The organism is Pseudoxanthomonas spadix (assembly GCF_003703395.1).
Classification (GTDB): domain Bacteria; phylum Pseudomonadota; class Gammaproteobacteria; order Xanthomonadales; family Xanthomonadaceae; genus Pseudoxanthomonas_A; species Pseudoxanthomonas_A spadix.
This window is the reverse complement of sequence record NZ_RDQN01000004.1, coordinates 302,805-322,307: the sequence shown is the minus strand read 5'-3', so window position 1 is coordinate 322,307 and position 19,503 is coordinate 302,805. Positions and strand designations below refer to the sequence as shown.

The window sequence follows — 19,503 nt, the reverse complement described above, 5'->3', positions numbered from 1 at the left end:
GTGAAGTGCGCGCCGATGCGGCTGCCTCACCTGGGCTGGGTAGACTTGCAGGCCATGCAGACCTCGCCCCAGCCCATCGACCCCCGCCGCCTGCGCCTGCGCCGCATGAAACTGGCCGCCTCCGGCCTGCTGGTGCTGATGCTGGCCGGCTTCGCGCTGAGCCATGCGATGGGCCTGCGCGGCGGCTGGGCCTGGCTGGCCGCGTTCTGCGAGGCCGCCGCGGTCGGCGCCCTGGCCGACTGGTTCGCGGTGGTGGCGCTGTTCCGCCGGCCGCTGGGCCTACCGATCCCGCACACGGCGATCGTGCCGCGCAGCAAGGACCGCCTGGCCAACAGCCTGGCGGTGTTCGTGCGCGACCATTTCCTGGCCCCCGAGTCGCTGCTGGAAAAGCTGCGCGTGTTCGACCCCGCCGCGCGCCTGGGCCAATGGCTGGCCGAGCCCGAACAGGCCCGTAGGCTGGCCGGCATGGCCCGCGGCTGGGCGCTGCAGGCGCTGGACCTGCTGGATGAATCGGCCGTGCGGGTGGCAATCCAGCAGTTCGTGGTGGGGCGCCTGCGCAGCTGGAACGCGGCCGGCACCGCCGGCGAAGTGCTCGGCATCCTCACCGCCGACGGCCGCCACCAGGAACTGCTGGATGAAGCGCTCAAGCGCATCGGCCGCTGGCTGGACAACCCCGCGGTCAAGGCCCGCGCCTCGGCGCTGATCGTGCGCTACGCGCGGCGCGAGTGGCCCAAGCTGATGGGCACGGTGGACCTGATCAAGCCGGTGGAGGAGATCGGCGATTCGCTGGCCCAGCGCATCGCCGCCGCGGCGCTGGAAGAACTGCAGCTGGTGCTGTCCACGCCCGGCCATCCGCTGCGCAAGGATTACGAAGAGTGGTTATCCGGCTATGTGGTGCGCCTGCGCAGCGATCCGGACCTGGCCGCGCGCGTGGAGGAGATCAAGCAGAACCTGATCGACCACCCCGCCGTGCAGGACTACGTGCGCGGGCTGTGGGACCAGGTCCATGCCACGCTGCGCACCAACCTGGAGACGCCCGATTCCACCCTGGCCCGGCACCTGGAGCGCTCGCTGCAGGCACTGGGCGAAGCGCTCGGCCGTGATCCATCCCTGCGCGAGGCCCTCAACACCCACCTGACCAGCGCCGCCGAAAGCCTCACCACCCGCCTGCGCAGCGGGGTCACCGACCACATCGCCCAGACCATGAAGAACTGGGACGAGCGCCAACTCACCGAGATCGTCGAACTGGCCGTCGGCCGCGACCTGCAGTACATCCGCTTCAACGGCACCCTGGTCGGCGGGTTGATCGGGCTGGTGCTGCATGCGCTGGTGGTGCTGACCCCGCTGTAGAGCAGCCGACGGGGGTCGGGTCGAGCCGGCGCACCTCGCCCATGCCTTGTGGCACTGGCCGGGCGGCCTGGGCCGGGGGCACCTTACCCCCATCACATCCACGCCACCGGAGAGCCGCCCCGATGCCCCGTCTTGCCCGCCCGTTGCTGACCCTGGCGCTGGCTGCCTGCTGCGCCAGCGCCCATGCCGCCGAACAAACCCCGACCGGCCGCCTGCCCACCTGGGCCCAGCCGCAGGATTACGCGCTGGACCTGAAGATCGACCCGGCGCAGGACACCTTCAGCGGCACCACCACGATCAAGGTCAAGCTGACCCAGGCCAGCGACCACCTGTGGATCGACGGCAAGGAGCTGACCGTCGACAAGGTCACCGTGGCCGCCGGCGGCGGCAGGCCCAAGCCGGCCAGGTACGTGCAGGCCGATGAAAAGACTGGCGTGGCCCGGATCGATTTCGGCACCACCCTGCAGCCGCAGGACCTGGTGTTGACCATTGCCTACAGCGCGCCGTTCAACGGCGAGCTGGAAGGGCTCTACAAGGTCACCTACGAAGGCAAGCCCTACGCGATGACGCAGATGGAACCGATCAGCGCGCGCTTTGCCTTCCCCAGCTTCGACGAGCCCTCGTTCAAGACCCCCTACGACATCAGGCTGACCATTCCGGCCGACCTGCAGGGCGTGGCCAATACCGCCCAGATCAAGCAAACCCCGGCCGGCAAGGGCTTCAAGACGCTGACCTTCTCGCGCACCCTGCCGCTGCCGACCTACCTGGTCGCCTTTGCGGTGGGCCCGTGGGATGTGGTGGACGGCCCCGGCATCACCGCCACCCCACAGCGCGCCGGCACCCTGCCGCTGCGCGGCGTCGCCCCGCATGGCAAGGGTCCGCGCATGAAGATCGCCCTGGATTCGACCCCGGTGATCATCCACACGCTCGAGGACTACTACGACTTCGGCTACCCGTGGGACAAGCTGGACCAGCTGGCCGCGCCGGACTTCTCGGCCGGCGCGATGGAAAACGCAGGGCTTGTGACCTATCGCGACTTCCTGCTGCTGCTGGATGAAGACTCGGCCACCCGCTACAAGCGCGCCTCGTTCAACGTGATCGCCCACGAGCTGGCCCACCAGTGGACCGGCGACACGGTGACCATGGCCTGGTGGGACGACCTGTGGCTCAACGAGTCCTTCGCCACCTGGATGCAGCAGAAGGTCACCATGAAGGTGCACCCGGAGTACCGCGCCGACCTGGACCGCGTGCTGGGTGCGCAGGGCGCCATGTCCGGCGACGGGCTGGTGGCCACGCGCAAGATCCGCCAGGAGATCACCGGCAACGGCGACATCGAGAACGCCTTCGACGGCATCACTTACCAGAAGGGCGCCTCGGTGCTGGGCATGTTCGAGTCCTATGTGGGCCAGGACGTGTTCCAGAAAGGCATGCGCCAGTACATCCAGGACCACAAGTTCGCCAATGCCACCGCCGACGATCTGGTCAGCGCGATCGCCACGGCCGCAGGCAAGGGACCAGAGTTCACTGCCGCGTTCAACAGCTTCCTGGACCAGCCGGGCGTGCCCTACGTGCACACCGAAGTCACCGATGCCAAGGGCCAGGTCGTGCTGAAGCTGACCCAGAAGCGCTACCTGCCGCTGGGCAGCACCGGCGACCCGGCCAAGACCTGGGGCGTGCCGGTGTGCGTGCGTTACCAGACCACCGCCGGCAGCGACAACGCCTGCACCCTGCTGACCGCCGCCAGCGGTCAGCTGGCCCTGCCCGGCGCCCAAAAGGGCGGCTGGGTGATGCCCAACGCCGGCGCTGCCGGTTACTACCGCATCGGCCTGGACGCCACGGCGCTCAAGACCCTCACCGCCAACCTGCCCCAGCTCAGCGACACCGAGCAGCTGGCCTACAACGATGGCGTGGACGCCTCCTTCCGCCTGGGCGAGATCAACCCGGCCCAGCTGCTGGCCGCGCTCAAGCCGCTGACCGCGTCCAAGGTCCCGGAAGTGGCCGACAAGCCGATCGGCAACGTGAGCTGGCTCTATCACTCCCTGGCCAGGACCGACGCCCAGCGCGCCGCGCTGAGCACCTGGGCGCAGCAGGCCTACCTGCCGCGCATGCAGCAGCTGGGCTACGTGCGCAAGGATGGCGAGGAAGGCAGCGACGCCCTGCAACGCGCCGAATTGGCCGGGTTTCTGGGCCTGACCATGAAGGTGCCTGCAGTGCGTGCCGAACTGCTCAAGCAGGGTGACGCGGTCCTGGCCGGCGGCAAGACGCTGGCCTTCGACCAGCCCAATCCGGACCTGCTGCAGAGCGCGCTGGGCGTGAGCGTGCAGGAACACGGCGCCGCGGCCGTGGACCAGCTGATGGCCGCCCTGCCCGGCGTGATCGACCCGGCCCACCGCAATGCCATGCTCGGCGCACTGGCCAGCGTCGAGGACCCGGCCCTGGCGGCCAAGGTGCGCAGTTTCGGTTTGAGCAAGGACGTCAAGGTGGGCGAAATGCGCTACGTGCTGACCGCCGGCGAGCGCGCCACCCTCGCCGACCGCGACGCCCAGTGGAACTGGTTCACCGCCAACTACCAGGCCATCCACGACCGCATCGGCGCCTTTGCCGGCGGCTCGCTGCCGCGCATCGCCGCCGCCGGCGCCTGCACCCCGGCCGAGTCCGAGCGTCTGCAGGCGTTCTTCGAGCCGCGCCTGAAGGACCTGCCCGGCGCCGTGCGCGGCCTGCAGCAGGCGCGCGAAAGCATCGCCCTGTGCAGCGCCCTGACCGCCAGGCAGGATCCGGCCACGCTGGTGAAGTGATCGCAGCGCCATTGCCTGTACCCGACGCCGCCGCAGGCAACTGCGGCGGCGTCATTGTGTGCGGCGCCACGCCGACTGACCGACGGATCTTCAGGCGAGCGCAGCTGCAACCGAAGTCTGCCTGCGGCTGCCGACGGTGCCGGCCAGGGTTGCAGGCGAAGTCGCTCTCAAGGGCCTTGGCGATCCGATCGGGCCGGTTCGCGCGGCCCGGCGCTCGCCGCTGCATCGGTTGCGGCACCAAGGTGCCCGGAGCGCGATGGGATACGATGTCGCCCCGCCGCGCGCCGACAGATGGCACGCCAGCCGTGCCGCCCGGCGCTTGCTGACTTGCCTGGTGCGGTCCTGCACCGGCCGATGACCCCAACCTGCCCCTCATGACCCCCACGCGCATCGACCTCACTGCCCCCGACGACTGGCATCTGCATCTTCGCGATGGCGAGGCGCTGGCGTCGGTGATCGGCCATACCGCCGAGCGCTTTGCCCGCGCCATCGTCATGCCCAACCTCAAGCCGCCGGTGGCCACCGTGGCCCAGGCAGAGGCCTACCGCCAGCGGATCCTGGCGTGCCTGCCGTCCGGCGCGCGCTTTCAGCCCCTGATGACGCTGTACCTCACCGAACAGACCTCGCCCGCGGAGATTGCCCTGGCCAAGGCCAGCGACAGCGTGCTGGCGGTGAAGTACTACCCGGCCGGCGCCACCACCAACTCGCAGTCCGGAGTGCGCGACCTGGCCCGCGTGCATGCCGTGCTCGAGGCCATGGAACGGCATGAACTGCCGCTGCTGCTGCATGGCGAGGTGACCGATCCGGACATCGATATCTTCGACCGCGAGCGGGTCTTCATCGAGCGGCACCTGCTGCCGTTGCAGGCCAGGTTCCCCGCGCTGCGCATGGTGCTCGAGCACATCACCACCGCCGATGCGGTGGCGTTCATCACCGGCGCGCCGGCGCACGTGGCCGCCACCATCACCGCCCACCACCTGCTGCTCAACCGCAACGCGCTGTTCGAAGGTGGCATCCGCCCGCACCACTACTGCGCGCCGATCCTCAAGCGGCAGACCCACCGCGCCGCGCTGCTGCAGGCGGCGACCAGCGGCGACAGCCATTTTTTCCTCGGCACCGACAGCGCCCCGCATGCGCGGGAAACCAAGGAGACCGCGTGCGGCTGCGCCGGCCTCTATACCGCCCACGCCGCCATCGAACTGTACGCCGAGGCCTTCGAGCAGGTCGGCCGGCTGGATCGGCTGGAAGCCTTCGCCAGCTTCCACGGCCCGGACTTCTACCGCCTGCCCCGCAATCAGGAGCGCATCACCCTGGAACGCACGCCGTGGGTGGTCCCGCCCAGCTATCGGCTGGCCACCTCGACCTGCGTCCCGATGCGTGCAGGCGAGTCGGTCGCCTGGTCGCTGGTTCGGCAGGACTCCTGACGCGGCGGCAGCGCATCTGCGAAGGCGGTGCCGGATGCACTAAGCGCGGGTCAGCCGCCAGGCGCGGTGGATGCGCGTGTTGCGCTCGAAATCCGGCGGGATGGTCTGGGCGCTGATCTCCTCGCATACGGCGAATTCGGCCACCCGTTCGGCGTCCAGCCTGAAGCGTCGGAAGTTGTTGGAAAAATACAGCACGCCGCCCTGCGACAGCCGCGCGATGCACGCGCGCAGCAGGCGCACGTGATCGCGCTGCACCTCGAAATCCTCCGCGCGCGCCGAGTTGGAGAACGTCGGCGGGTCGCAGAAGATCAGGTCGTACTGGCCGCGGTCGGCTTCCAGCCAGGCCAGCGCATCGGCCTGCACCAGCTGGTGCTGCTGACCGCCCAGGCCGTTTTCCTGCAGGTTGTCCTGGCACCACTGCAGGTAGGTGCCCGACAGGTCGACGCTGGTGGTGCTGGCCGCGCCGGCCACCGCCGCTTCCACACTGGCCACGCCGGTGTAGCTGAAAAGGTTGAGGAAGCGCCGGCCGCGCGCAGCGTGCGCCATCTGCCCGCGCAGCGGGCGGTGGTCCAGGAACAGGCCGGTATCCAGGTAATCGAACAGGTTCACGCGCAGGCGTGCGCCGTGTTCGCGCACCACGATCACCTCGCTGCCCGCGCCCAGGCGGCCGTACTTGCTGCCGCCCTTGCCGCGCGCACGCGACTTGATCGCCACCTGCTCGTGCGGCACGGCAAACACATTGCGCACCGCAGCCAGCAGCTCGTTGAAACGGCGCAGCGTGTCGGCCTCGGGGATGCTGGCCGGGGCGGCATATTCCTGCACGTGCAGGAAGGTGCGGCGCGCGCCGTCGGCTTCTTCGTACACGTCCACCGCGGCGGCGTACTCGGGCAGGTCGGCATCGTAGACGCGGTAGCAGCTCACGTCCTCGCGCTGGCGCCAGCTCTTGAACTTCCTGATGTTCTTGCGCAGGCGGTTGGCCACCATCTGTGCCCCGACGTTCAATTCAGCGGGCGCATCGGGCACCACGCGCTGCGGCGGCGCGATCGGATCGACGAAGATCAGCGCGCACTCGATGGCGCCGTTGAACAGCTGGTATTTCTTCTGCGCGCGCAGGCCGGTGGCCATGGCCAGCTCGGCGCTTCCGCACAAAAGGCTCGCCCGCCAGTCCGGCACCGCCCGACGCAGGCCATCGCCCAGCGCCCGGTACAGCGCCGCATCGGCGGCCAGGCGCTCGTCGTAGGGCGGGTTGCAGACCACCACGCCACGGCGGATCGGCGGCGCCGGCAACTTGGCCACATCGCAGACCTGCAGGAAGATGGCGTGCTCCACGCCGGCTTCGCGCGCGCTTTCGCGGGCGGCCTCGATCGCGCGCGGATCGATGTCGCTGCCGAAGGCGACCTGCGCCGGCAACGCGGCGCGGCCGGCGGCTTCGCGCTCGCGCGCCTGCTCGCGCAGGGCTTGCCAGTGGGACATATCGAAGCCCAGCCAGCGCGTCGGCGGCAGGCTGCCGTGGCGCTGCAGCCCTGGCGCCACATCGGCGGCCATCAACACCCCTTCGATCAGCAGGGTGCCGCTGCCGCACATCGGATCGAGCAGGCCGCCACCGCCGGCGTAGGACTGGCTCCAGCCGCCGCGCATCAAGACCGCGGCGGCCAGGTTTTCCTTCAGCGGCGCATCGTTGCGCACCCGGCGCCAGCCACGGCGATGCAGCGGCCCGCCACCGAGGTCGATCGAGAGCGTGGCCCGGCCCTTGCGCAGCGAAAAGTTGATGCGCACGTCCGGATCGTCCACGTCCACCGACGGGCGCTCCAAGCCATGGCTGCGCAGGTGATCGACCACCGCGTCCTTGACCCGCTGCGCGGCAAAGCGCGCGTGGGTGATGACCTCGCCGGACACGTGCGCGTCCACCGCCAGGGTGTGTTCGGGCTTCAGGTGCCCGGTCCACGGCAGCGCATGAACGCCCTCGTAGAGCGCGTCCTGGTCCGGGCACTCGAACGCGCCGATCGGCCACAGCACGCGGCTGGCCAGGCGCGACCACAACACCAGGCGCTGGGCATCGTGCAGGCTGCCTTCGACATTCACGCCGGACACGGTGGCCGTGGCGCTTGCGGCGCCCAGCGCCAGCACCTCCTCGACCAGCAGGTACTCCAGGCCCTTGGCGCAGGAAACGTAGAACTTCACTTGAAACCTCGAATGGAAATGACGCCTGCGCGGGTGCGCAAGCGCGATGGCAGCACGCCGGCGCAACCGGCGCCGGCTGCAATTACAGCCCGGCCAGCAGCTGGGCGAAGGCCTGCGCGGCCGCGTCGACGTGATGGGACAGGCGATGGTCGTCATCGACCAGCAGCAGCCGCGCCCGACGCGCCTGCGCCCAGTCGATGACGTGCCTGACCGGGATCAGTTCGTCGTCCCAGCCGTGGATGATCGAGACCGGCACCTGCGCGGCGTCCAGCGCCGGCAGCGAGCCCATCGCCGTGGGCGGGGCCATCAGGAACAGGGCGTGCACCGGCACCAGCAGCGAGACCTGGGCCGAGATGTAGGCGCCCAGGCTGGAACCGGCCAGCACCAGCGGGCCCTTCCTGGCTGCGGCCTCGGCCAGGGTGCGCAGGCGCATCAGGCGCGCGCCGACATCGCCCAGCTGGCCGACCCCGGTCATGGCGTCCAGGTCGGTGTAGTCCGGGCGCTCGTGGCTCCAGCCGGCGGCCTGGGCCACCTGCGCCAGGGCGGTGACCTTGGTCGCTTCCGGGCCGCTTTCGAAGCCGTGCGAGAGGATCACGTGGCCGCGGATCACAGCGGTACCACCGCATCGCCGACGGCAAAGGTGCCGCCCTGGATGATCCGTGCGCACAGCCCGCCGTGGCCGCGCATGGCGTTGTAGCCGCCGGCGCCCAACGCGGTTTCCATGCGCGAGCATGGATCGCAGGGGTCGGTGCCTTCCAGCACGACATCGCCGATGCAGAAGCGGCGCTGCTTCAGCGCGATCAGCGCAATGCCCGAAACCACCACGTTGCGGCGCAGGGTTGCGGCGCTGACCGCCTCCAGCCCGGCCAGGGCGGCGATCACCGGCAGGTGCTCGGCCTGGATCAGGGTCAGCCCGCGCTTGCCGCTGCCGCCCTGGTAGCGGTCACCGGTCAGCCCGGCGCCGGCCTTGGCCTGCACGCGCTCGGCGGCGACCATCGGCACCTCGCGCGCGGGCCGCACGCCGATCCATTCCACCGCGCCCGCGCGCGGCAGGGTGGCCATCAGCCGGGCCAGCGGCGACTCGGGGTTCAAGGGCATGGGCGGCACACGACGACGGCGCGGAACGCCGGGGCACGCAGTTTACCGCGCGCCCGCCCTGCGCCCGCGGCGCGTGTAGCATCGCCGGCATGTCGCACCCATCCCGGACCACGCCGCCGGCACCCCTGCAGGTCAAGGCCGCCCCGCTGCCCTACGTGTCCCTGCTGGAGCATCGTCTGCTGACGCAGATCGACCTGGTGGTCATCCACTGCACCGAGCTGCCGGACCTGGCGATGGCGCGGGAATTTGCCGAAACCGTCCGCTATGCCTCGGGCACCGGCAACAGCGGCCACTGGTACGTCGACCGCGATGGCCACACCCAGGCGTGGGTCCCGCCCGAGCGCATCGCCCACCACGTGCGTGGCTGGAACCTGCGCAGCGTCGGCATCGAACTGGTCAACCGCGGCCGCCATCCGCACTGGCTGCATGCCAGACACCAGGCAATGGACGTGCCCTACCCGGATGCGCAGATCGCCGCGCTGGTGGCCCTGCTGCAGGACCTGCAGGCGCGGCTGCCGGCGCTGCGCTTGATCGCCGGGCACCAGGACCTGGATACCGAGCAGGTGCCGGCCGAGGATGATCCCGGCGTGCTGGTTGCCCGCAAGCAGGATCCGGGGCCGCTGTTTCCGTGGGAGAGGGTGCTGGCGCAGGTGGGGTTGGAGCGGCTGGTCCCGTGATTCATCGTTTGCTACGCACGCCTGTGCGTAGCCAGACCCGGCACGACAAAACAACGGCTGCCGGGCCGCAAAGCAGGGCCAAAGCCTGTGTTTTCATCGATTCACAGAGCGCACCGCAGTCCCGATAAAGACGACGAAGAACAGAAGGCCTACGCCTCCCAGTGCTCCACTTCCACCGCCGGCAGCAGCACCCGCAGCGCATCGCCGCCTGGCTGCGACAGCAGCTTCTCGGCATCGGTGCGGGCCATGTCCAGGGTCAGGCGCCAGCCGGCCTCGTCGTGTCCTTCGCTGCGCACGGCTTCCAGCGCATGCAGGCGCGCGCGCAGGCGGCCGGCGGTCGGCGGCAACACCACCTCACCGCGGATGCGCTGCAAGCCAAGGCGCCGGGCCAGGGCTTCCTGCAGCAGGTCCAGGCCGACGCCGTCGCGGGCGGAAATCCACACCCGCTCGCGCGCCAGGCCCAACGTGCCGGGCTCGGTGTCGCCGTCCAGATCGCCTTCCGGTGCGTCGTGGCGCGGCTGCGCGCCTTCGATGCGGTCGATCTTGTTGAACACCAGCAGCTGCGGGATGTCGCCGGCGCCGATCTCGGCCAGGACCAGGTCGACCTGGGCGATGCGTTCGGCATGCAGCGGGTCGGCCGCATCGACCACGTGCAGCAGCAGGTCGGCCTCGCGCGCCTCGGACAACGTCGAGCGGAAAGCGGCCACCAGCTCATGCGGCAAGTCGCGCACGAAGCCGACCGTGTCGGCCAGCACCACGTGGCCCCCGGCCAGGTTCACCCGGCGCACGGTCGGGTCCAGGGTGGCGAACAGCTGGTCGGCCGCATAGGCCTGGGCGCCGGTGAGGGCGTTGAACAGGGTCGACTTGCCGGCATTGGTGTAGCCCACCAGGGCCACCCGCGGCAGCTCGCTGCGCACGCGCGCGCGGCGCATCTGGGTGTGCTGCACCTCGACCTTCTCCAGCCGCTTCTGCAGCTGGTCCACACGCTTTTGCAGCAGCCGGCGGTCGGTTTCCAGCTGGGTTTCACCCGGACCGCGCAGGCCGATGGAACCGCCGCGCTGGCGCTCCAGGTGGGTCCAGCCGCGGACCAGGCGGGTGGCCATGTGCCGCAGCTGGGCCAGTTCGACCTGCAGCTTGCCCTCATGGCTGCGGGCGCGCTGGGCGAAGATGTCCAGGATCAGCCCGGTGCGGTCCAGCACGCGCCGCTCCAGGGCTTTTTCCAGGTTGCGTTCCTGGCCCGGGGTCAGCGCATGATTGACCAGGATCAGATCGGCGCCGGTGGCGTCGGCCGCGGCCTTGACCTCGTCCAGCTTGCCGCTGCCGATGAAGGTCGACGGGCTGGGCTTGTCGGTCCGGGCGGTGACCAGCGCGGCGATGCTCGCACCGGCGGAGCGGGCAAGCTCGGTGAACTCCTCGGCGGCGTCCTCATCGCCGGTCACGGCGGCGGCGCCACCGCGCACGGGCTGGATCAGCAAGGCGTGCTCACCCTTGCGGGAACGTTCGAACAACTCGGTCGGCATCTTTCACGGGGTCGGTAAATACGTCCCACCAGCATGGTGACGGCAAGACCCGGGTTCAACCGCCCGGCCGCGGAAAAACGCAACCAATGGGCGTTTGCGCGCGCCGGCAGCGACGCTCAGTCGTCGTCTTCGGCCTCGTCAGGGCCGCTTTCACCGCCATCGGCGTTCTGGACATAGCCGCCGCCCGGGCCCACGCGCACGTTGCGCGCCGGGACCACGGTGGAAATGGCGTGCTTGTAGACCATCTGGCTGACGGTATTGCGCAGCAGCACCACGAACTGGTCGAACGACTCGATCGTGCCCTGCAGCTTGATGCCGTTGACCAGGTAGACCGAGACCGGCACCCGCTCGCGCCGCAGCGCGTTGAGGAAAGGATCCTGCAGGGATTGCCCCTTGGACATGCAAAAACTCCTGCCCATTCTTCGATGGGACTGTTCTTCTAATGGGCCGGCGCGGCCACCGTTTCCCCGAACCGCGCCGGTGAACCGATATTACACAAGCAACGCGGATTGACCAGCCACGCCGTCGCGGTTTTCAGCGGCCCAGGAACAGCGCCAGCGCCTGCTCCAGTCCGGCGCGCTGGCTGACGGGGTCGAACCAGCGCAGATCGGGCCGCCCGCGCAGCCAGGTCAGCTGGCGCTTGGCCAGCTGGCGGGTGGCGGCGATGGCGCGCTCGCGAAAGGCCGCCGCATCGCCCTGCCCGTCCAGCCATTCCCAGGCCTGCCGGTAGCCGACCGCGCGCACGGCGGGCAGGTCCAGCGGCGCGGCCACCGCCTGCATCTGCGGCATCGCGCGCAGCGCCCGCACTTCATCCAGAAAGCCAGCGGCGAGCATCGCCTCGAAACGTCGGGCGATGCGTTGGTGCAGCACCGCGCGGTCGGCCGGCGCCAGCACCAGCTTGAGCAGCCGCACCGGCAGGCGCTGGCGCAGCGGCGCGCGTTGCCAGGCGCTGATGGGACGGCCGCTGAGCCGGAACACTTCCAGCGCGCGCTGGATGCGCTGCGGGTCGGTCGGCTTGATCCTGGCCGCGGCCACCGGATCGACCCGGGCCAGCTCGGCATGCAGCGCCGGCCAGCCGCGCACGGCGGCATTGGCGGTGATTTCGGCACGCAGGCCGGGATCGGCTTCTGGCATCTCGGCCAAGCCCTGGCTCAGCGCCTGGAAATACAGGCCGGTGCCGCCGGCCAGGATCGGGATGCGGCCGCGGGCAAGGATCTGTTCGATGGCCAGGCGCGCGGCGGCGGCGAATTCGGCCGCCGAATAGACCTGCCACGGATCGCGCACGTCGATCAGATGATGTGGCACCTGCGCCAGTTCATCGCGCGAGGGCTTGGCCGCGCCGATGTCCAGGTGCCGGTAGACCAGGGCCGAATCGACGCTGACGATCTCCCCGCCCAGGCGCTGGGCCCATTCCAGCGCCAGCGCGGACTTGCCCGAGGCGGTGGGCCCGAGCAGGGCAATGGCCGGCGGCAACAGCAGGTTGGACATGGCGGCAGTGTGGCCGCCGCTGCATCTGCCGCCAAGCGCGGCAGGTCCTACGGCACGTACAGATCCACGTAATCGTGCACGGCCATGGCTTCCAGCGCAGGCCGGTCCAGCGACGCATCCAGGATCTTCTGCTGCTGCTCGCGGCCAAAGCGCCGCGCCAGATTGGCCTTGAACTTCTCCACCAGCAGCGGCATGCCTTCGGCACGGCGGCGGCGATGACCGATCGGGTACTCGACCACCACCTCGTCCAGCCGGCTGCCATCGTTGAACACCACCATCAGCGCGTTGGGAATGCTGCGCTTGTCCGGGTCGTGGTAGTCGGCGGTGAACTGCGGATCTTCGACGCAGGTGATCTTCGCCCGCAGCGCGTCGATGCGCGGGTCGGCCGCCACCGCGTCTTCGTAGTCGGCCGCGGTCAGCCGGCCGAAGATCAACGGCACGGCGACCATGTACTGGACACAGTGGTCGCGATCGGCCGGATTGTTCAGCGGCCCCTGCTTGTCGATGATGCGGATGCAGGCGGCGTGGGTGCGGATGGTGATCGCGGCGATGTCCTCCACGCTGCGCCCCAGCGCGGCCAGCTGCGCATGCAGCGTCATCGCCGCCTCCACGGCGGTCTGGGCGTGGAATTCGGCCGGAAAGCTGATCTTGAACAGCACGTTCTCCATCACGTAACTGCCATAGGGCCGCTGGAAGCGGAACGGCTGGCCCTTGAAGGAGACATCGTAAAAACCCCAGGTCTTGGCGGTCAGCGCCGACGGATAGCCCATCTCGCCGGTGGCGGCGATCAGCGCCAACCGCACCCCGCGGCTGGTGGCATCGCCGGCGGCCCAGCTCTTGCGGCTGCCGGTATTGGGCGCATGCCGATAGGTGCGCAGGCTTTGCCCGTCCACCCAGACCAGCGAGATGGCATTGATGAGCTGCGCGCGGTCCAGGCCCAGCAGCTGGCCCACCACCGCCGTGGTGGCGGCCTTGACCAGCACCACGTGGTCCAGGCCGACCTGGTTGAAGGAATTCTCCAGCGCGATGCAGCCCTGGATCTCGTGCGCCTTGATCATTGCATTCAGCACCGCACGCATGGGCAGCGGCGGCCGGCCCTGGGCCACGGCCGTGCGGCTGAGCCAGTCGGCGGTGGCCAGGATGCCACCCAGGTTGTCGGAGGGATGGCCCCATTCGGCCGCCAGCCAGGTATCGTTGAAATCCAGCCAGCGGATCATCGCGCCCAGGTTGAAGGCGGCCTGGACCGGGTCCAGCTGGTAGGGGGTGCCTGGCACCCTGGCCCCGTTGGGCACCACGGTGCCGGGCACGATCGGCCCGAGCAGCTTGGTACAGGCCGGATACTCCAGCGCCTCCAGCCCGCAGCCGAGGGTATCGATCAGGCAGTAACTGGCGGTCTCGAACGCCAGGGCCGAGTCGATCTGGTAGTCGAGCACGTAATCGGCAATGTCGACCATGACCTGGTCCGGCGCCGGACGGACGTTGGTGATGTGCTGGGACACGGGCGGCCCTGATGCTGCAGAGGGGCCTGAAATGCTAGCGCCGCACCGCGCCGGCCATGTCAACCCGACGTGAGCGCCTGCGCCGACCTGGCCCATACGGCGCCGTCCGGTATCATGGAATGCCCTTCTGTTACCCCATCGCGGAGCCAGCCCATGACCCCGGAAGCGCTGTTGAACCAATACGGCCCTCGTGAATCGATGGAGTACGACGTGGTGGTGGTGGGCGCCGGCCCGGGCGGCCTGGCCAGCGCCATCCGCCTCAAGCAGCTGGCCGCCGGGGCCGGTCGCGAGGTGTCGGTGTGCGTGCTGGAGAAGGGCTCCGAGCCCGGCGCGCACATCCTGTCCGGGGCGATCATGGATCCGCGCGCGCTGACCGAGCTGTTCCCCGATTGGAAGGAACTCGGCGCCCCGCTCAAGCAGGCCGTGACCGAAGATCAGTTCCTGTTCCTGAGCGAAACCGGCGCCAGGGCGACCCCGCATGTATTGCTGCCCGAGTGCTTCCAGAACCACGGCAACTACATCATCAGCCTGGGCGCGCTGACCCGCTGGCTGGCGCAGCAGGCCGAAAGCCTGGGCGTGGAGATCTTCCCGGGCTTTGCCGCGGCCGAGCTTCTGTATTCGGACACCGGTGCGGTGCGCGGGGTGGCCACCGGCAACCTGGGCCTAGGCAAGGACGGCGAGCCGACCGCCGAGTTCCAGCTGGGCATGGAGCTGCACGCCAAATACACGCTCTTCGCCGAAGGCTCGCGCGGCCAGCTCGGTCGCCAGCTCGTCGCCAAGTATTCGCTGGATGCCGGCAAGGATCCGCAGGCCTACGGCCTGGGGATCAAGGAGCTGTGGCAGGCCGATCCGGCCAGGCATCAGCCTGGCCTGGTGGTGCACACCGCCGGCTGGCCGCTGGATGACGATACCTACGGTGGCTCGTTCATCTACCACGCCGAGGACGGCAAGATCGCCATCGGCCTGGTCGTGGGGCTGGATTACAGGAACCCCTGGCTGAGCCCGTTCGAGGAATTCCAGCGCTTCAAGACCCATCCGGCCATCCGCAAGCATCTGGAAGGCGGCACGCGCATCGGTTACGGCGCCCGTTCGATCACCGCCGGCGGCCTGCTCTCGCTGCCCAAGCTGGTCTTCCCCGGCGGGGCGCTGGTTGGCTGCGAGGCCGGCACGCTCAACGCCAGCCGGATCAAGGGCAGCCATGCCGCGATCAAGACCGGCATGCTGGCAGCCGAGGCCGCCTTCCAGGCCCTGGGCGAGGGCCGCAGCGGCGACGAGCTCACTGCCTACCCCGCCGCATTCGAAGCCAGCTGGCTGCACGCCGAGCTCGAGCAATCCAAGAACTTCAAGCAGTGGTTCAAGAAGGGCCGCCGCCTGGCCACGCTGATGACCGGCATCGAGCAATGGCTGCTGCCCAAGCTGGGCATGCGCAATCCGCCCTGGACGATCCACCGCACCACGCCGGATCATGCCTGCCTGGAGCCGGCCGACCGGCACCAGAAGATCGCCTACCCCAAGCCGGACGGGCAGCTGACCTTCGACCGGCTGTCCTCGGTATTCCTGTCCAGCACCAACCACGCCGAAGACCAGCCGGCGCACCTGACCCTCAAGGACCCGTCGGTGCCGGTGAACATCAACCTGGCCACCTACGCCGGGCCCGAGGCGCGCTACTGCCCGGCCGGGGTGTACGAGTTCATCGGCGAAGGCCAGGCCACGCGCCTGCAGATCAATGCCCAGAACTGCGTGCACTGCAAGACCTGCGACATCAAGGACCCCACCCAGAACATCGTCTGGGTGGCCCCGCAGGGCGGCGGCGGGCCGAACTACGCGGGGATGTGACGCCACGCTGTTGATGCAGCGGGCATTGGCTGATGCAGCGGGCATTGGCTGCCGGCTTGCGCTGGCGAGCCAGCCGACGCCGACTTCACCCGGCGCCGGCTGGCAGGCAGCATCAGCGCCTCCGGCCGGCCTCCTACGACATTCCGACCCCGACCCCGGCCCAATGCCGAGGTTTTTGTCGTGCCAGCGAGGACTCCCACGCGGAGTGATCGGCGACTCCACATCTGGCTTGCCCTCGTTCACCTGAACCGAAACATCGGATAATGCGCGCCTATGCAGAACCCAGCCCTGTCCGTTGTCGTCCCGGTCTTCAACGAGCGTGACAATGTCGCCCCCCTGATTTCCGAGATCCTCGCCGCCCTGCGGGGGGTGACGGCCTTCGAAATCGTCTACGTCGATGACCAGTCGCGCGATGACACCGCCGCCGTCCTGCAGTCGCTCAAGGCCGCCACCCCGGAGTTGCGCATCCTCCAGCACGCGATCCAAAGCGGGCAGAGCACCGCCATCCGCACCGGCGTCAAGGCCGCGCGCGGTGCATGGATTGCCACCCTCGATGGCGACGGCCAGAACGACCCGGCCGACCTGCCCAGGTTGTTGACAGCCCGCGACAGTGCCGATCCATCGGTCAAACTGTATGCGGGCTGGCGCGTCAACCGCCAGGACAGCGGCAGCAAGCGCTGGGCCTCCAAGTGCGCCAACGCCATCCGCGCCCGCATGCTCCACGATGACACGCCCGATACCGGCTGCGGCACCAAGCTGTTCGAACGCGAGGCGTTCCTGGACCTGCCTTATTTCGACCACATGCATCGCTACCTGCCGGCGCTGATGCAGCGCTCGGGCTGGAAGACGATCAGCATCCCGGTCAACCATCGCCCGCGTGGCGCCGGAGTGTCCAAGTACAACAACCTGCAGCGCGCCCTGGTCGGCATCCGCGACCTGATGGGCGTGGCCTGGCTGATCGTGCGCAGCAAGCGCACGGCAGTGCGGGAGCTTTGAGCATGGAGATCCACTGGCTGGACCAGCCGATCGAAGCACTGTACTGGACCGGCCTGCATGTCACCGGCTGGAAGATTATCGGCTACACCGGCGCGCTGATGTTCGGCGGCCGCTGGCTGGTCCAGTTCGTGGCTTCCAAACGCGCCGGCAAGCCGGTGATCCCGCGCCTGTTCTGGTACATGAGCGTCATCGGCAGCGCCATGACCCTCAGCTATTTCGTGTTCTCGGCCAAACAGGACTCCGTCGGCGTCCTGCAAAACCTCTTCCCCGCCTTCACCGCCGCCTACAGCCTGTACCTTGACATCAAGCACCGCGGCTGGAAGCGGGACCGGGCCGAACACTGAACTCGCCCGGGGAACACATGTCTGCACGAGCGCGCCATCAAAGGCGGAAAGAGCCGATGGGCAGTCCCGCCGCCGGCAGCCGTGAGCCAGCTTCAACTACAGCAATCGGCGCGCGAGCCCCGCTGAAGAAGTAAATGACGAGGCGGGCAGTGCGCGCCCTCCCGCACGCATTCCACCCCATGCAGCAATCGCCGACCATACGTCGCGCTAAAAAAGTAGCGCCAGCGCAACGACGCGACTTCGTTATCGGCCAGAGCAGAGATGTCACGGCATTGAATCTTCGCTTCAAAAAATCGCGGGCCACCGAGTCCATGCTCAAGGCCCGGAAAACCACCTCCCGTACATTGCGTTGACCATCTCCTTCTGCCCTAGCTGTTCCGTGGCACATCCCTGCAGATACGCCATCCTGGCCGCAGATGTCGCGCCTGGGTCATAATGGGGATCGAATACCCTGATATTGAAGTAGGCCTGCTCCGCCGGCACACAGCCCGGCCCGCCATCGCCACCTTCCATTTTCCCCGCCAGGCACAGCACCGCCACGCAGGGCCCAGCGACGTCCTGCGCGCACGCAGAACCGACGCCGAAAAGCCCCGTCGCGGCCACTAGTCCGGCGATCAAACCCTTCTGAATTGCAAACCCTTCTTTCATGTCCGTCTCCATTTGTCGAGATACGCGAAAAATGTTTCGTTTTTATCACGCAACTTGAAGCATTATCCTGCCGAGCCAGTGACCCAACCCGGCGGACCTGCAGGACGTAGATGCCCGAAAGCAGACAGGTCAGCTCCAGTCCAGACAGGACGGACCATGGCCGATCCTGCGCCCGCACGCCGCATCCGGCGCGACGGCGGACATCCCGCCTGCTGCACCCCGGCATCCTCATGCTCCTGATGTCCCGGCTCAGCGCGTCGGCTGCTGGGCTTGGGCTTGGGCTTGGGCCTGGGCCAGCACCGGGTCCTGCACTTGCGCCAGCGCCTCCAGCTGCCGGGTGCTGGCCTGAACGTCCTGGCCCACCGCCTGCGCCCGGTCCACGTACACCCGCTGCGCGGCCGGGTCCCCCAGTTGCCCCTGCACCGCGAACAGGCCCTGGCCGTCCGGCCGCGCCAGCACGCTGTCCACCTGCCTCATGCCCGAGACCCTGGACTCGAACACCACCTGCCCGGCCGCGTTCTCCAGCTGCTGGCGGTCGGCAAACAGCGCCGGCAATCCGCCCTGATTGCGCTGCTGTTCCAGGGTCTGCAGCTTCTCCAGCACGTCGCGGTAGCGGGCATGGTCCGGATGCCCCGGGTCGGCCATGCTCGGCGCTGCGGGTGTGTCGGCCATGGTGGCCGGCTCTCTGGCCTGCACCGCCGCCGCCAGCGCTTCCAGGGTCTTCGGCCCGGCCTTGCCGTCCACCGTCAGCCCTTGGTCGCGCTGGAACTGTTCCACCGCCTGCCGCGTGCTTGGGCCGAAGTCGCCGTCCGTAACCAGTGGCTTGCCGTCCGTGCCGACGTAACCCAGACCGGACAGCTTTTCCTGCATCGACTTGACCGCTTGGCCGTGCTCCTTCTGCACCAGCATGCCGTCGGCCATGGGGTTGCGTACCGGGGCCGTTGGCCCACCGGCACTCAAGGTACCGCTGGGGAGTCCCTGCACCGCCTCCTGGGCATAGGGCTCGTACTGATTCATCTTCTCGCCCATTGCCGCATAGGCCTGCGCGATGGTCCTGCTTCCATCCCCATAGAGCGCGGGGTTCCCGGAAATCACCCTGTCGCTCAGCACACTGCCCACGCGCGCATCCGGATTGTCGCGCAATGCCTCCAGGAACCTGGGCCCGTCGCCAGTGCCCAGGTTGTGCATCGCATAGACATTGGCCGCCACGTCACTGCCGCCGATCTGCGACGCGCGCGCAATGTTCTCGCGCGTGAACTCAGCCAGCATCGCCGCCTGCAGGCGCGTGTCCTGGCGAAGTTCTGGCGCATTGGCCTGAGTGCGGGTCATGTCTGCCGCTCCCGCTACGTCATACTTCTCCCCATACCTGTTGATCATCTCCTGCCAGGTGCCATCCAGAAACTGGCCGTACCCGTAAGCCGAAGACACCGCCATCGTCCCGTCAAACTGCCGCACCGTATTGTTCTCGGGATGGCTCACCGCGATCGGCCGGGCGCCAGGGTTGAAGCCGGATTCGAACCCCGCGATCTTGACCATGACGCCCACGTCGATGCCCGCCGTTCGCGCGGCAGCCTCCAACTCTTCGCGGTGCCCATTCCAGCGCTCGTCAATCCTTGCCATGTGCTTGTTCCCTTAAGTCCAGAAGTC

Annotated in this window: 16 protein-coding genes; 7 read left to right on the top strand and 9 right to left on the bottom strand. The window is 68.8% G+C overall.

All coding sequences use genetic code 11. The features are described from left to right. The first annotated feature begins 54 nt into the window (after positions 1-54). The 3 genes from D9R12_RS08825 (at position 55) to pyrC (ending at position 5,569) form a co-directional block, all read left to right on the top strand. Positions 55-1,350 carry a DUF445 domain-containing protein gene (locus D9R12_RS08825; protein WP_122229818.1) on the top strand — a complete coding sequence of 432 codons (1,296 nt, stop codon included), beginning with the start codon at positions 55-57 and terminating at the stop codon, positions 1,348-1,350. A 122-nt stretch (positions 1,351-1,472) separates the two neighbouring features. Beyond that, a complete protein-coding gene (locus tag D9R12_RS08820; protein ID WP_122229816.1) occupies positions 1,473-4,145 on the top strand; it encodes a M1 family metallopeptidase in 2,673 nt (890 codons plus the stop codon). A gap of 374 nt (positions 4,146-4,519) precedes the next feature. Beyond that, a complete protein-coding gene (pyrC, locus tag D9R12_RS08815) occupies positions 4,520-5,569 on the top strand; it encodes a dihydroorotase (RefSeq protein WP_122229814.1) in 1,050 nt (349 codons plus the stop codon). Between the two features lie 39 nt (positions 5,570-5,608). Here pyrC and rlmKL read toward each other — a convergent pair whose 3' ends face one another. From rlmKL to D9R12_RS08800, 3 genes are all read right to left on the bottom strand, one after another. After that, the gene (gene rlmKL, locus D9R12_RS08810; RefSeq protein ID WP_122229812.1) at positions 5,609-7,750 is read right to left on the bottom strand and encodes a bifunctional 23S rRNA (guanine(2069)-N(7))-methyltransferase RlmK/23S rRNA (guanine(2445)-N(2))-methyltransferase RlmL; all 2,142 of its coding nucleotides are present in this window, start codon (positions 7,748-7,750) and stop codon (positions 5,609-5,611) included. An 82-nt stretch (positions 7,751-7,832) separates the two neighbouring features. Beyond that, positions 7,833-8,360, bottom strand: coding sequence for an alpha/beta hydrolase (locus D9R12_RS08805; RefSeq protein WP_014161259.1), 528 nt, complete (start codon positions 8,358-8,360; stop codon positions 7,833-7,835). Then, positions 8,357-8,848, bottom strand: coding sequence for an MOSC domain-containing protein (locus tag D9R12_RS08800; RefSeq protein WP_122229810.1), 492 nt, complete (start codon positions 8,846-8,848; stop codon positions 8,357-8,359). Before D9R12_RS08800 ends, D9R12_RS08805 begins: the two co-directional genes overlap by 4 nt. 89 nt (positions 8,849-8,937) lie before the next feature. Between D9R12_RS08800 and D9R12_RS08795 the strand changes: the two genes are divergently transcribed. Beyond that, positions 8,938-9,525, top strand: a complete 588-nt coding sequence (locus D9R12_RS08795) for an N-acetylmuramoyl-L-alanine amidase (RefSeq protein WP_122229808.1) — start codon at positions 8,938-8,940, stop codon at positions 9,523-9,525. A gap of 149 nt (positions 9,526-9,674) precedes the next feature. Here the strand turns inward: D9R12_RS08795 and hflX are convergent, their stop codons facing one another. From hflX to D9R12_RS08775, 4 genes are all read right to left on the bottom strand, one after another. Continuing rightward, on the bottom strand, positions 9,675-11,033 hold the full coding sequence (gene hflX, locus D9R12_RS08790) for a ribosome rescue GTPase HflX (RefSeq protein WP_122229977.1): 1,359 nt from the start codon (positions 11,031-11,033) through the stop codon (positions 9,675-9,677). A gap of 128 nt (positions 11,034-11,161) precedes the next feature. Next, the gene (gene hfq, locus D9R12_RS08785; RefSeq protein ID WP_014161263.1) at positions 11,162-11,446 is read right to left on the bottom strand and encodes an RNA chaperone Hfq; all 285 of its coding nucleotides are present in this window, start codon (positions 11,444-11,446) and stop codon (positions 11,162-11,164) included. Between the two features lie 133 nt (positions 11,447-11,579). Further along, entirely contained in the window at positions 11,580-12,533 is a 954-nt protein-coding gene (miaA, locus tag D9R12_RS08780) for a tRNA (adenosine(37)-N6)-dimethylallyltransferase MiaA (protein WP_122229806.1), read from the bottom strand. A 47-nt stretch (positions 12,534-12,580) separates the two neighbouring features. Continuing rightward, positions 12,581-14,032, bottom strand: a complete 1,452-nt coding sequence (locus D9R12_RS08775) for a bifunctional 2-methylcitrate dehydratase/aconitate hydratase (protein WP_122229804.1) — start codon at positions 14,030-14,032, stop codon at positions 12,581-12,583. A gap of 153 nt (positions 14,033-14,185) precedes the next feature. Here D9R12_RS08775 and D9R12_RS08770 point away from each other — a divergent pair, with 153 nt between their 5' ends. The 3 genes from D9R12_RS08770 to D9R12_RS08760 all read left to right on the top strand — a co-directional run bounded on the left by D9R12_RS08770 (position 14,186) and on the right by D9R12_RS08760 (position 17,208). Further along, positions 14,186-15,868, top strand: coding sequence for an electron transfer flavoprotein-ubiquinone oxidoreductase (locus D9R12_RS08770; protein WP_122229802.1), 1,683 nt, complete (start codon positions 14,186-14,188; stop codon positions 15,866-15,868). Positions 15,869-16,141: 273 nt separating this feature from the next. Next, the gene (locus D9R12_RS08765; RefSeq protein WP_122229799.1) at positions 16,142-16,864 is read left to right on the top strand and encodes a glycosyltransferase family 2 protein; all 723 of its coding nucleotides are present in this window, start codon (positions 16,142-16,144) and stop codon (positions 16,862-16,864) included. A gap of 2 nt (positions 16,865-16,866) precedes the next feature. Next, the gene (locus tag D9R12_RS08760) at positions 16,867-17,208 is read left to right on the top strand and encodes a lipid-A-disaccharide synthase N-terminal domain-containing protein (protein WP_122229797.1); all 342 of its coding nucleotides are present in this window, start codon (positions 16,867-16,869) and stop codon (positions 17,206-17,208) included. Between the two features lie 315 nt (positions 17,209-17,523). On the opposite strand, the gene D9R12_RS08755 is transcribed toward D9R12_RS08760, so the two are convergent. Then, entirely contained in the window at positions 17,524-17,856 is a 333-nt protein-coding gene (locus D9R12_RS08755; protein WP_147475068.1) for a killer protein, read from the bottom strand. A 249-nt stretch (positions 17,857-18,105) separates the two neighbouring features. Beyond that, on the bottom strand, positions 18,106-19,476 hold the full coding sequence (locus D9R12_RS08750; RefSeq protein WP_122229793.1) for an XVIPCD domain-containing protein: 1,371 nt from the start codon (positions 19,474-19,476) through the stop codon (positions 18,106-18,108). Positions 19,477-19,503 lie beyond the last annotated feature (27 nt).

Excerpts from the sequence above, each read along its gene's own strand:
- D9R12_RS08825 (WP_122229818.1), top strand. The coding sequence starts at position 55 with ATGCAGACCTCGCCCCAGCCCATCGACCCCCGCCGCCTGCGCCTGCGC.
- D9R12_RS08820 (WP_122229816.1), top strand. The coding sequence starts at position 1,473 with ATGCCCCGTCTTGCCCGCCCGTTGCTGACCCTGGCGCTGGCTGCCTGC.
- pyrC (WP_122229814.1), top strand. The coding sequence starts at position 4,520 with ATGACCCCCACGCGCATCGACCTCACTGCCCCCGACGACTGGCATCTG.
- D9R12_RS08800 (WP_122229810.1), bottom strand. The coding sequence starts at position 8,848 with ATGCCCTTGAACCCCGAGTCGCCGCTGGCCCGGCTGATGGCCACCCTG.
- D9R12_RS08795 (WP_122229808.1), top strand. The coding sequence starts at position 8,938 with ATGTCGCACCCATCCCGGACCACGCCGCCGGCACCCCTGCAGGTCAAG.
- hfq (WP_014161263.1), bottom strand. The coding sequence starts at position 11,446 with ATGTCCAAGGGGCAATCCCTGCAGGATCCTTTCCTCAACGCGCTGCGG.
- miaA (WP_122229806.1), bottom strand. The coding sequence starts at position 12,533 with ATGTCCAACCTGCTGTTGCCGCCGGCCATTGCCCTGCTCGGGCCCACC.
- D9R12_RS08770 (WP_122229802.1), top strand. The coding sequence starts at position 14,186 with ATGACCCCGGAAGCGCTGTTGAACCAATACGGCCCTCGTGAATCGATG.
- D9R12_RS08765 (WP_122229799.1), top strand. The coding sequence starts at position 16,142 with ATGCAGAACCCAGCCCTGTCCGTTGTCGTCCCGGTCTTCAACGAGCGT.
- D9R12_RS08760 (WP_122229797.1), top strand. The coding sequence starts at position 16,867 with ATGGAGATCCACTGGCTGGACCAGCCGATCGAAGCACTGTACTGGACC.
- D9R12_RS08755 (WP_147475068.1), bottom strand. The coding sequence starts at position 17,856 with ATGAAAGAAGGGTTTGCAATTCAGAAGGGTTTGATCGCCGGACTAGTG.
- D9R12_RS08750 (WP_122229793.1), bottom strand. The coding sequence starts at position 19,476 with ATGGCAAGGATTGACGAGCGCTGGAATGGGCACCGCGAAGAGTTGGAG.